The sequence below is a fragment of the [Clostridium] innocuum genome (assembly GCA_012317185.1).
GTDB lineage: Bacteria > Bacillota_I > Bacilli_A > Erysipelotrichales > Erysipelotrichaceae > Clostridium_AQ > Clostridium_AQ innocuum.
Genome location: CP048838.1, coordinates 1,686,883 through 1,700,013 on the forward strand (window position 1 = coordinate 1,686,883; position 13,131 = coordinate 1,700,013).

Here is a 13,131-nt window from a genome sequence, read left to right on the forward strand (position 1 = left end):
ATGAAGGAGGACACACGTTATGAAAGAATTAGTAATCGCTCCGTCCATTCTGTCACTGGACTATTCCAGAACGAGTGAACAGCTGAAGGAGCTGGATGAAAGCAATGCGAAATGGATGCATTTTGATGTTATGGATGGCCATTTTGTACCGAATCTGACCTTTGGACCGGACCTTCTCAAGGGCTTTAAAAAAGCAGTGGATATGGTAATGGATGTTCATATCATGGTAGATAATCCGGATATGGTTGCGGAAATCTTCGCCAAGGCAGGTGCAGATGTTATCACCTTTCATCTGGAAGCTGTGAAGGATGTGGATGCCTGCATTCAGCTGTGCAGAAAAATCCGTGAAATGGGTGTACAGGCAGGTGTATCTGTGAAGCCGAAAACCAGTGTGGACGCACTGCTGGCACATCTGAAGGAAATGGATCTGGTTTTGATTATGTCGGTGGAGCCGGGCTTTGGCGGACAGTCCTTTATGGAGGATACGCTGGAAAAGGTGCGCATACTGCGTGAGCGGATTGAAAAGGAAGGTCTGAATACACGAATTGAAATCGATGGCGGTATCAATGGGGAAACGGCAAAGCTGGCCGTAGCTGCCGGAGTGGATACGCTGGTTGCCGGAAGCTATGTGTTCAAAAACGGTATCGCAGAATCCGTGGATAAGCTGCTGGCATGTCAAAGGTAGTTCTCGTTGCCGGTATGTGTGAGACTGCGCCGGTCATTGCACATGCCGATTATATCGGCGTAGATCATGGAGCTGTCTGCTGCATGCGGCAGGGTATTGCCATGCGCAAGGCCGTAGGGGACTTTGACAGCATAACAAGGGAGGAGCTTGCACAGCTCAAGCAGTATTGTGAGGTGGAAAAGCTCCCCTCCCATAAAAATGAAACCGATACTGAGGTTGCAATCGAAGCAGCACTGCAGCTGGGCTATGATGACATTATCCTATACGGCGGCCTGGGTGGACGTCTGGATCATGAGATGGCCAATCTGCATCTGATGATCTATCGTGAGCTTCCGCTGACCCTGATGAATGATACCAATATCATCAAGGTATTGCATCCGGGAACCTATGAGGTCGAAAAGCAGCATACCTACTTGTCCTTTCTGCCGCTGGAGGATTCCTGCATCAGTGAGGAGGGGGTTGCCTATCCCTTGAAGGAACGCGTTTTGAAGGTTACGGATATTTATCCGCTTTCCAATGAAATCAATGGCAATATTGCGAGGATCACCATACATTATGGGCGTGTGCTGATGATGCAGTGCAGGGACGCATAACAAACCGGAATCAACATATAGGAAGCTTAAAAATGCTTTCTTTGGAGCATGTCTATACGGCGTGTTCCTTTTTCTTTTGTTTTTACCGGGAAGCGGGTATAATGAAGGGGAATATAAACGACAGCTGTATGAAGCAGGGCTGTCTGACATATACTGATGAAAAAGGAGGGCTGATTATGCTGGAGTTGAAGCTGAAAAGCGGTGAGGTGAAGCAGTGTGAAGCAGGTGCCTATGTTCATGAGCTGCTGGAAGCATGGAACGTAAAGGAGGCGGTTTATGCAGTTACGCTGGATGGAAAGCTGCATGATCTGAATTATCGAATCAAAAAAAGCGGTGCACTGGATTATATTTATGCGGATAGTGAAACCGGGAAGCTTATCTATGAGCGCAGCTTGAATTTTCTGTTTATTGTAGCGGTGCGCAGTCTGTTTCCCGATGCCCGTGTCCGCATGGAGCATGCCCTCAGTGGCGGTCAGTATTGCGAAATCGATAAGGCAGGATACTGCAAGCCGCAGGATGTGCGAAAAATTGAAAAGCGGATGAAGGAGCTTATTGCCGCAAAAGAGGTGATTCACCGACGTGTTGCGGCCACAGCAGAGGCACAGGCGTATTTCGACCGTTTGGGAATGAAGAATAAGGCAAATCTTTTGGCATGCAGGAAAAGTGCGACCAGCAGTATTTATACATTATGCGGATATGATGATTATTTTTACGGCATCATGCTGCCGGATACCTCCTATCTCACACATTTTTCCATTCGTTTTTATGCACCGGGTGTCTGGCTGTCCGCAGGAAACGGATTTCAGAATCAGGCAAAGCTGTTTCATGTGTTTCAGGAGTTTGAAACCTGGGGCAGGCTGATCGGTGTATCCAATATTGCAGAGCTGAATGCACAGATTCAGCAGGGCTATATGGATGATCTGGTGCTGATGAGCGAAACGATGGTAGAAAAGAAGCTGGCAGAGCTTGCGGCGTCCATTGTACAGGGGCATCCGCATACGAAATTCATTTTGATTGCAGGACCGAGCTCTGCAGGAAAGACAACCTTTTCCAGACGTCTGGCCATTCACCTTAAGATTCTTGGGAAAAAACCGATGCCGATCTCTATGGATGATTTCTATAAAAACCGCGAGGACTGTCCAAGGCTGCCGGATGGAAGCTATGATTTTGAAGGGTTGGAGGCACTGGATCTGGAGCTGTTTAATGACACCATGCTGAAACTGCTGCATAAGGAAGCGGTGCATATGCCGCTGTTCAACTTCAAAACGGGGCTGCGCGAGCGGAAGGAAAGAGAAACAGTGCTGGAGGATGATCATATCCTGATTATAGAAGGTATCCACGGATTGAATCCTAAGACCTCCGCCGATCTGCCGGAAGAGGCGAAGTTTCGTATTTATATCAATGCATTGACGCACTTGAATCTGGATGAGCATAATCGTATACCCACAAGTGATTACCGTCTGATCCGACGCATTGCCAGAGACTATCAGTTTCGCAGCTGGAGTGCCCAAAATACCATTCATTTCTGGAAGAATGTAAAGCAGGGAGAGGATCAAAACATCTATCCGTATCAGGAGGAGGCAGATGCCATTTTCAATTCCTCCATGGTATATGAAATGTCCATTCTTAAGAAAATTGTGATTCCGCTGCTGGAACAGGTGCATCCTCATGAAGCAGCGTATCTGGAGGCTAATCGTTTGAAAAAGCTGCTTGCCTACTTTGTGGATGGCAGCGAGGAGGCAGTGCCAAGAAGCAGCATTCTTGCGGAATTCATAGGAAACAGTGTTTTTGATGTCTGATCTCCTACTCCCTTCATGCAGTATGATTAAGTAATACAGTGTATGATTCCGCACTATAAACAGGAATTGATATCCCAATGTATTTGCGCACGCTATATGTCTGCTTCAGATATGGATTTATGCCTGCAATAAACAGGATATTGACGGTATTTCTAAATAGAAGCAATCATTGATGGTATTACAAAAAGGCAGATCACCTGTGTATTTCAGGATGATCTGCTTTCTCTATGATTGGCTCCTTGTTTCCTAAAGAAAGAAAAAAAACAGGTTACCCTGTTTCATATCCACTCTTAGATAGCTTTTTTGTTTTTCAGCGTTTTTAATGCACGAGCACTAATACGGATCGTTTGAGGTTTTCCATCAACAACGACTTTAACTTTCTGTAAGTTTACATTCCAGTTACGACGACTAGCACGCATAGAGTGAGAGCGTTTATTACCTGATAAAGGTCCTTTACCTGTAATTGCACAAACTTTTGACATACCGTTTACCTCCTTCCGTACAATACTTTAAAACACAATTTGCTTAGATATCATACCATCTTATAATGTAAAATGCAACAATAATTTTCAAAAATTGTACAGGGAATTCAGTATCAATAAAAATCACTTACAACCTAATGCAAAGACCTTCTGCCTGATAGATGTAAATGCCTCATAACAAAGCGGTTTCAAGTAAGCTTCAAAAGCCTGACGTAAAATAGTTTCCTGTGACAGTTTTGTGATTGAGAAGGCGACAGGTAAAATATTCCGGAATTCCTGTCTTTTTTTCTCTTCCGCAAAAACTTAAGAATTTCATGTGGAAATAAAATTGCATGTTCTCCTACTTTCTTATATAATTAGACTGACAAACTTTATATGAAAAGGAAATGTGATGATATGAAGAAGAAAATTATGATAGGTATAGCGGCTCTTTTATGTGGTGGCATACTGCTTCAGCAGGGCTACATAGGAGCGCAGAATACTGCAGAAAAAGAACCGGAGGCTGTTTCCTCCAGACTTCCGGAGAATCATGTGTTTAAAAGAATAGATGAAAACGGTAAAATCATCATCGAGGATACTGCCAAGCTGGAGGCTGAAACGAAAAAGGAACAGGCGGCCAGAGAAAACATGGCAAAGGTAAAGGGAATCGGCGGTGCCAGAGATATTAAATATGGTGTTGTCAATTTCAAGACGAAGTCAGATTCCGGAAAAAACACCAGCTATACAGAGGTGGGGACCGGCTATACCGGTTATACCAACGGATATTATGCTGCCGACGGGGCGTTTCTTGGATATGAAAGCAATGGTACCAAGGTGAAGTTCATGCTGGCCGGTGTTGTCGGTCTGGTGGATGCCGATGAGGTGGAGATTCTGAATTATGAGGACGAGGATACGGTGCAGTCCGTAAACTATTACATATGCAAAAACGGAAACATTTATCATTCCATCACGCTGAATATCCGGCAGCCGTATTATACAAGTACAGCAATGGTCGGCAAGCAGCAGAGCTATATGAAGAGCAATACGGTATACTACAGCTATGACGGGCATTATTTCTATACGACCTATCAGAAGATGATTGATGACTACAAGGCCAATACAAGAAAGAATTCAATCAATCCGTCACAGCCGTATTATAATTATTATCAGTATGTTTCATCCCGTACGAAAACGAGCTTTACTGCCAGTGATATAAACGGCTATGTGAAGAGCTATCTGGATGATTTATATAACACCAAGGATACAAAGATGTATGAAATGGGAAAATATTTTATTAATTATCAGAATACATATGGTGCCTATGCACTGTCATCCTTTGGTGTTGCTGTCAATGAGAGTGCATTTGGTACCAGCTCTATCGCGTTAAGCAAGAACAATCTGTTCGGGCACAATGCGGTGGATTCTGATCCCGGATTGGCAAACGGCTATTCCTCACCGCAAAACAGTATTCTGGATCATGATAAATACTATGTGAATCTGTGGTATTCCACACCGAAATATGCAACCTATCACGGAGCATTCCTGGGCGATAAGGCAAGCGGTATGAATGTTTCCTATGCTTCCGATCCATACTGGGGTGAGAGTGCAGCGCACTGGATGTGGCAGCTGGATGAATACGTCAGTGGAAAAAGTGATGCAGGCTCCAAAAAGCTGGTCTTTAAAGATCAGGGGGCAATCAATATCCGCAAGGAAGCGACAACCTCCTCAGCAAACCTGTATACCACACCGAAAAATGGAAATATGTCCTTTAACATCCTCGGGAAGGTAAAGGGAGAAAGCGTAAGCGGAAGTACAGACTGGTATAAAATTCAGCTGGATGTACCGTTGAACAGTGCGAGAACGGCGATTGATTATTCCGGAAACAGCTATAATTTCGGAACCAGCTACGGCTATGTACACAGCTCTCTGCTGTCTGAAAACGGCTATACAAGCGACTCCTCCGGCGGAAGTGATTCCGGCAATAACAGCGGTGCCTATAAGCTGGGGGATGTGAATAACGATGGAAAAATCACCCCTGCCGACTATGTCAAGGTAAAAAACCATATCATGAAGAAATCCACACTGAGCGGCAAAGCATTAACGGCTGCCGATGTGAATAAGGATGGAAAAATCACCCCTGCCGATTATGTGAAAATCAAGAACCATATTATGGGGAAGAGTACGATAAAGGAGTAATTTGATGAAGAAATTCAAACTGAAATTTGTAAAACTGGCAGCTGTGTTCATCGTAGCGGCTGGAATCTTAAACCTGTCCGGCTTTATACATGCAGCCAGTCTGAGTGTTACGGCCAGTGCAAGTACGATATATGTCGGTGACAGTGTTACCTTTACGGTTAGCGCATCCGGCGGTGCGGGAAATATAAGTGTCAGCGGAGCGGCTAATGGAACCTATTGGCTGGAAAACAGCTCACAATCCTTTACGGTGACTGCTTCTGCAGAAGGAACTCTGACTGTTTCAGCATCCGGTACGCTGGGAGATTTTAATACGGAAAAGGATGTGCCGGTATCCGGTTCTGCATCCGTGCAGGTTGTCACAAGACCGACAGAAACTCCGAAAAATGAAACACCTCAGAAACAGGAAACACAAAAGCCGGAGGAAAAAAAGCAGGAAGAAAAGAAGCTGTCAAGCAATGCCAATCTGGCAAGTCTGAGTATCTCACAGGGAACTCTGAGCCCGAAATTTACCGCCTCTAAAACGCAATATACCGTAAATCTGAATGGGGATGTTTCCAGTATCAAGGTGAATGCAACAGCTGCCGACAGCAAGGCTATGGTATATGGAACAGGCACAAAGAGCCTGAAGCCCGGAAAAAACACGATATCCGTCAGTGTTGCGGCAGAGGATGGAAGCACGAAGGAATATACGATTACAGTTACTGTCGATGAAACACCGCTTGTATACGTAAGCTACAATGGAGCGAAGCTCGGCTTTGTCCGCAGTCTGGATGGCGTCGATAAGCCTGCGAAATCCTTTGAAGCTGTGAAAATCAAGGTGGACGGCAAGGAAGTAAAGGCATGGAAAAGCAACCTGTTGAAGAAGACGGTTGTCTATCTGCAGGATGATAAAACAAAGGAAAAGAATTACTATATCTATAATACGGATACCAATACAGTCGAGACTATGCTGCGTCCGATGGCTCTGCTGGGAAACAATGTGTTTGTCGTTGATGTGCCGAAGAATCTCCAGACGCGCGAAGGGATGAATTTCACAACGGTGAAAATCGATAACTATGAACTCAACGGCTGGACCTTCAAGGATACGGCATTTGAGAATTACGCTATGATCTATGTCATGGATGAAAAAGGCAACATGGTGTATTACCAGTACGAAGCTACGGAAAAAACGCTGCAGCTGTATTCCGGTGCCGCAACGATACCGCAGAGTGCCTATGATCAGTATCGCAAGGATGTAGATGCGTCGCTGAAGAAGCATAAGTGGGTCATCTATGGCTTGGCCGGCGGCTGTGTGGTACTTGCGGGATTGAGTGCATTTCTCTTCTTCCGCAGGAAAAAGACGGTGAAATATCAGAAGCGGACAATCTCTGATTCAAGAAGAGATGCGGAGGCGGACGCTTTGAGAAACATATCCGATGACAATTAAGAGAGGGAAAACCTCTCTTTATTTTAACCTTTGTGCACCTCTTTGAAAAAAAAGAAAAAATTTATGAGAAATCCTTGGAAATGGTTTTTAAACCGCTTAAATTATGATATCATATATGAGTATAAATGTACGCCAAAGGCTGGCTTAGCCAGTGTGGGTAAGGAGGTAACCTTATGAACAAAAAGGAAATATATGCCTCGATAGAAGTAGCGGATCATGAAGTGCGACTGGTTGTCGGTGAATTTTATGAAACGCGGTTTAATATTCTAAGAGTGGAAAAAGCTCCCATACAGGGAATTGAAAAACAGAAAATCATGGATGAACAGAATGTTGTGAACGGCATTATCAAGGCCAAGAAGCAGGCTGAGGATGCACTTGGATATCATATCGAGCGTGTTCTTGCGGCGATCCCTTCCGTCAACGTACAGCGTCATAACAAAAAAGTAAGCGTTGTTCCGGAAGCAAGCAGTAAACGCATTCGTCTCAGTGATATTCAAAAGGGGTTGAATGAAGCGGTCAGCTTTAAACCGGATCCACAGCTGGAGCTGGTAAATATCGGCTGCGTCAAATACATAACAAACGGTATCACGTCCAGAAAAATGCCGATTGATGAAACAGCAGAGGTTCTGATCATGAATGTGGATCTGCTGTATGCGGATAAAGAGGTTGTATATGCCTATGCGCGCTGCATTGAGAAAGCAGGACTGGAAATTCTGGATGTATGTCTGGATTCCTATGCCATGGCCAATGAAGCAGCCGTATTTGAACAAACAGTCGATAAATATGTTATACAAATCGATCTTGCGAGAGATCATACAACGCTTTCCCTGTTTACACATGGCAAGCTCGTGAATTGTGAAGTTATTGAGGATGGATATGGAGTGTGGCTGCAGGATCTGATGGAACAGTATCATCTGAGCGGCAATGTAAGCTATCGACTGGCACAGAATACCTGTACCTTTGATGCGGACTCCGCAAAGGATCAAATCATCTATATCTGGTCAAAGTCCGGTGAACAGAAGCAAATCAGCGAAAAGCAGGCGTGTGAAGCCATAGTTCCCCATGTGAAGGACTGGCTGAATATGATCAACGAAACCTGTGCTCCAATCATTGAGAGTGGCGATGTGCGCTATCTGCTGAGCGGAGAGGGCTGTGAAATACCTTCCCTGCAGGAGCTGCTGCGCTATCTGAATGCACCTGCACAGATTTATGTTCCGCAGACCATTGGTGTCCGCGACTGTTCCTATGTAACCTGTCTGGGTCTGTTCTACAGCTGGAGAGAGCAGATGGCAATCCGCAGGGATGAGCGTGTGTGCTGCAATCCGCAGGAAGTGGAAGAAACCATGGATACGGTTACGAAGAAAAGCTCCGTCGATGAAGAGGGCGGATTTACAAGAAAACTGAAAAGCATTCTGTTAAGCGATAAATAAAAAGAGAGAGCGAGGAATAACGATGAGCGATTTACAGTTTGAACAGGTAGCAAATATTAAAGTGTTTGGTATTGGCGGAGGCGGCTGCAATGCCGTAAACCGCATGGTTTCCGAAGGTGTCAAGGGTGTGGAGTTTTATGTTGCCAACACAGATCTTCAGGCACTAAATATTTCTCCTGTTGAAAATAAAATTGTCCTTGGACGGGAAGTGACTAAGGGTCTGGGTGCCGGTGCGAATCCGGAAATGGGAAGACGTGCTGCTCAGGAAAATGAAAATGAAATCCGGGAAGCCATCAAGGGAAGCGATATGGTGTTTATCACCACAGGACTCGGGGGAGGAACCGGAACCGGTGCTGCTCCGATGTTTGCGAAAATTGCAAAGGAAGAAGGGGCATTAACGGTAGGTATCGTTACAAAACCGTTCACCTTTGAAGGAAAGAAGAGAATGAAATCTGCCGAGGACGGTCTTGCCGAGCTGAAGCAGTATGTGGATTCTTTGATTATCGTATCCAACAACAATCTGATTGAAGTCATTGGCCGTCGTCCGCTGACAGAGGCCTTCCAGGCGGCGGACAATGTGCTGCGGCAGGGTGTACAGACGATTACCGATCTGATTGCTGTTCCTGCACTGATCAACCTGGACTTCGCGGATGTGCGCACCATCATGGAAAATCAGGGCTCTGCACTGATTGGAATCGGTATGGCAGAGGGCGAAGACAAAGCCCGTGCTGCAGCCGAAAAAGCAATACAGTCTCCACTGCTGGAAGCGCAGATTACCGGAGCGAGCAATGCCATCGTTAATATCACCGGTGGGGAATCGATTACACTGTTTGACGCAGAGGATGCTATGGCGCTTGTACGGGAAGCTGCAGGCAATGACATCGATGCGATTTTCGGTGTTGCTATCAATGAAAAGCTTGGAGACTCCATCATCGTAACCGTTATTGCGACCGGTTTTGACAAGGAAGAGGAAGAAGAGGAAGAAATTCCAGCGGCATCCGCATTTACTCAGCCGGTTTCCCGGCCAAGTGCAAGAGTGCAGACAGAGGAAAAGCCGCGGTATCAGGAATTGGAAGAAGATGACCGTGAAGGTATTCCATCCTTTTTCTCCCGTCGTTAACCATCATGATATTTTATTATATTGATGACAGTATGCTGGCAAGAAATGAGTTTGCTACAGCTGTTCTGCATCGTTTTGAATGCTGGATGGAGCATCATCCGGCAGATCTTGTGCTGGTAAGTACAGCACAAAAGAATCATCCGCAGTTAGAGCACTTTGTGGATGCCATGAAGCGTACGACCGTGCTTGCCAGCCCGGCTCAGTTTGAATTTCAGGGTGTTCGCGGAGATCTTCGCAACGGCTTTCTCTGCGTAGAGGGCTTTCCCGAAATGCAGAGCTTCAGCGGTTCCTTTGTAGCCTATGATACCAAGCGTGCTGCCTGCGAGCGTATCTATCTGGAGCTGTTTATGGAGCATGATGCATCCGATATGGACAGCTTTGTAGAGGAGCTGGAAGAGATGCTCAGTGAGAAGCTGCAGATGCTGCAGAAAAAGAAATCAATCCTGAGCTGAATACGAGGACATGTCATTGCGGCTGTCCTTTTTTTCTTATGCAGAAGCTTTCAGGGCAGATAAAGCTAGGGGTGAGTACAATCGAAGGCCTATAAGCCAAATGGCTTTCTGCTTTCGGATATGAACATAGGATAAAGCAGATCGGTTTAGATGATGCTTGTATTCCTTCTTGAAAAATCCCAAAGCTATGAGCTTACTTTTTTCTGTCTGTTTCACAGAGGTTTTGTCGAAGCACACATATATCCTGTACGGGCACATACATTGTGGTAGTGAAGGAGGGTGTATATGCCTTATCGAATGAACATACAGGAGGTAGTTCAGGAAACCTACAGTGATCTGGATAAGGGGCTGAGTGAACAGGAAGCTGCCGCCAGACTCCGGGATCAGGGAAAAAATGAGCTGCTGAAGAAGAAAAAGGAAACTGTCTTCCAGATGTTTCTGGAACAATTTCAGGATCCGATGGTAATTATATTGATTATCGGAGCAATCGTATCCATATTTTTAAAGGAGTATATTGATGCATCCATCATTCTGACTGTGATTATCCTGAATGCCATCATCGGCGTTGTACAGGAATTCAAGGCGGAGAAAGCAATTGATGCACTGGAAAAGCTGTCTACGCCGAAGGCTTTTGTTGTCAGAGAGGGTTTTCTCAAGGAAATCGACTCCAAGGAGCTGGTTGTTGGCGATCTGGTGGAGCTGGAAGTGGGGGGATACATACCGGCCGATATGCGTCTGGTGTCATCCGTCAATCTGAAGGTGGAGGAAAGTACACTGACTGGAGAAAGTGAAGCGGTGGAAAAGGATGCGGCCCTTGTATATGATGAGGAAATCAATATCTCCGATCAGAGAAACATGGTCTTTATGTCCACCTATGTTACATATGGAAAGGCCAGAGGCATTGTTGTACGCACCGGCATGAGCAGTGAGGTCGGTAAAATTGCGCGGATGCTGGATGAAACCAAAGAGGACATGACACCGCTGCAGGTGCGTCTTGCCCATCTGTCTAAAATATTGGGAATCGGTTCCGTCGGTATCTGTATTGCGATGTTTGTAGTTGCTGTATTGCAGGGACGAGACCTCTTTGATATGCTGCTGCTTTCAATTTCTCTCGCTGTCGCTGCCATACCGGAAGGACTTCCTGCAGTCGTTACCATTGTACTTGCATTGGGGGTTCAGGTCATGAGCCGCAACAATGCCATTATCCGTAAGCTGCATGCTGTGGAAACACTTGGTTCCGTAAGTGTCATCTGTTCCGACAAGACAGGAACGCTGACACAGAATAAAATGCATGTGGTTTCCTCCTATGCAAACGGTGCCTTGCAGAACCGCAGTGAGGAGCTGCTGCGCGGCTTCTGTTTATGCAACAATGCAACCGTGCAGAAGGAGGAAATCCTCGGAGAGCCTACCGAAGCCGCTTTGATGGCGTTCTGTGAAGAAAACGGGATGCATAAGGACGCAGAAGACCTGTCCTACGTGAGAGTGAATGAGATCAGCTTCGATTCCACACGTAAGCTCATGACAACGATTCATCAGCATGGAAAAGAGTATGTGGCATTCACCAAGGGTGCCCTGGAAAAGGTACTGGATTTGTGCACACAGGTTCGTATGGATGGCACAACCGTGCGGATGAGCAGCTATGAGAAAAACCGCATACTGGAAGCAAGCAAAAAGGTAAGCAGTGATGCGCAGCGTGTTCTCGCTTTAGCAATGCGCTCCCTGAAAAGTCCGCATGAAAGTGCTGTGGAGAGTAAAATGACGTTTATAGGCTTTGCCGGCTTAATCGATCCGCCTCGCGAGGAGGTACGGGATTCCATCAGGCTGTGCCACAAGGCTGGAATACAGGTTGTTATGATTACAGGAGATCATCCGCTCACTGCATTTGCCATTGCCCGCAATCTGGGAATCGCAAAAACGGAGCAGCAGGTGATCACCGGAAAAGATCTGGATGAAATGAATGAGGAAACACTGGCGCAGCATGTACAAAGCTATTGTGTATATGCCCGTGTAACACCGGAGCATAAGGTGCGAATCGTCAACGCATTTAAAAAGCATCAGCTTGTCGTTGCCATGTCAGGAGACGGCGTGAACGATGCACCGAGTTTAAAGAATGCCGATATCGGTATCGCTATGGGAAAGACGGGAACTGATGTATGCAAGCAGGCCTCCGATATGATTCTTGCGGATGATAACTTCGCAACGATTGTTGAGGCAGTGGAGCAGGGAAGAAATATATATCTGAATATTCAGAAGGCTGTGCTTTATCTTCTAAGCTGCAATCTCGGTGAAATCATGTCGCTGTTTCTTGCCATTGTCTTTATGCCGCATGTTGTCTCCACCCTATCTGCCATACAGATACTGTGGGTCAATCTTGTGACAGATGCCTTTCCGGCACTGGCGCTTGGCGTGGATCCGATGGATAAATTCATCATGGAAGAAAAACCGCGGGACCGAAGAGAAAGTCTGTTTGCGCACGGCGGTATGATATTCACGATTATGAACGGTATGTTCATCGGTACCATTACTCTGGTTGCCTTCCGTAACGGTCTGGATGTCAGCCCTGCCAAGGCACAGACCATGGCCTTCATGGTATTATCGATTTCCCAGCTGTTCCATGCATTGAACCTGCGCTCCCGTACACATTCCATACTGGAGGTTGGAATCATGCGCAATAAGTGGCTGATTCTGACAATGGTGTTTGGAATCACACTGCAGATTGCAGTCTGCCAGCTGCCAATCTTCAATATGCTGCTGAAAACCGTTCCGCTGGATCTGTCCTCCTGGACAATGGTTCTCGGCATGTCCTTCAGTATTATCCTTATCAATGAAATCAGTAAATGGATAGCCAAAGAGAGGTAGCATGTAGCCATAAAAATATGGTATACTACTCCTGTTGACCATTGGCAGGTACATATGACTCTGGTCCTGTGTGCCTGCTTTTTCTATGGTCTTTTTGAAAAGGAGTAGAT

10 protein-coding genes are annotated in these 13,131 nt (G+C 45.9%); 9 read left to right on the top strand and 1 reads right to left on the bottom strand.

Annotated features, from left to right (window positions below; translation table 11 throughout):
• Positions 1–19 precede the first annotated feature (19 nt).
• The 3 genes from rpe to G4D54_08120 are packed head-to-tail and all read left to right on the top strand — an operon-like array spanning position 20 to position 3,077.
• Positions 20–685 (top strand): ribulose-phosphate 3-epimerase, encoded by a 666-nt coding sequence (rpe, locus tag G4D54_08110; GenBank protein QJA02384.1) that lies wholly within the window; start codon positions 20–22, stop codon positions 683–685.
• Positions 673–1,278, top strand: coding sequence for a thiamine diphosphokinase (locus G4D54_08115; GenBank protein ID QJA02385.1), 606 nt, complete (start codon positions 673–675; stop codon positions 1,276–1,278). The genes rpe and G4D54_08115 overlap by 13 nt, the downstream gene beginning before the upstream one ends.
• Positions 1,279–1,310: 32 nt before the next feature.
• Positions 1,311–3,077: a nucleoside kinase gene (locus G4D54_08120; protein QJA02386.1), complete on the top strand. Its 1,767-nt coding sequence runs from the start codon at positions 1,311–1,313 to the stop codon at positions 3,075–3,077.
• A 290-nt stretch (positions 3,078–3,367) separates the two neighbouring features.
• Here the strand turns inward: G4D54_08120 and G4D54_08125 are convergent, their stop codons facing one another.
• Positions 3,368–3,559 (bottom strand): 50S ribosomal protein L28, encoded by a 192-nt coding sequence (locus G4D54_08125; GenBank protein QJA02387.1) that lies wholly within the window; start codon positions 3,557–3,559, stop codon positions 3,368–3,370.
• Between the two features lie 396 nt (positions 3,560–3,955).
• On the opposite strand from G4D54_08125, the gene G4D54_08130 reads away from it, so the two are divergent.
• The 6 genes from G4D54_08130 to G4D54_08155 all read left to right on the top strand — a co-directional run bounded on the left by G4D54_08130 (position 3,956) and on the right by G4D54_08155 (position 13,021).
• Positions 3,956–5,734, top strand: a complete 1,779-nt coding sequence (locus G4D54_08130; protein ID QJA02388.1) for a cell wall-binding protein — start codon at positions 3,956–3,958, stop codon at positions 5,732–5,734.
• 4 nt (positions 5,735–5,738) lie between these two features.
• Positions 5,739–7,160, top strand: a complete 1,422-nt coding sequence (locus tag G4D54_08135; GenBank protein QJA02389.1) for a cadherin-like beta sandwich domain-containing protein — start codon at positions 5,739–5,741, stop codon at positions 7,158–7,160.
• Between the two features lie 173 nt (positions 7,161–7,333).
• Entirely contained in the window at positions 7,334–8,590 is a 1,257-nt protein-coding gene (locus G4D54_08140; protein ID QJA02390.1) for a cell division protein FtsA, read from the top strand.
• A 22-nt stretch (positions 8,591–8,612) separates the two neighbouring features.
• Positions 8,613–9,710: a cell division protein FtsZ gene (gene ftsZ, locus G4D54_08145; protein QJA02391.1), complete on the top strand. Its 1,098-nt coding sequence runs from the start codon at positions 8,613–8,615 to the stop codon at positions 9,708–9,710.
• A 5-nt stretch (positions 9,711–9,715) separates the two neighbouring features.
• On the top strand, positions 9,716–10,162 hold the full coding sequence (locus G4D54_08150; GenBank protein ID QJA02392.1) for a hypothetical protein: 447 nt from the start codon (positions 9,716–9,718) through the stop codon (positions 10,160–10,162).
• A 285-nt stretch (positions 10,163–10,447) separates the two neighbouring features.
• Positions 10,448–13,021 (top strand): cation-translocating P-type ATPase, encoded by a 2,574-nt coding sequence (locus tag G4D54_08155; protein QJA02393.1) that lies wholly within the window; start codon positions 10,448–10,450, stop codon positions 13,019–13,021.
• Positions 13,022–13,131 lie beyond the last annotated feature (110 nt).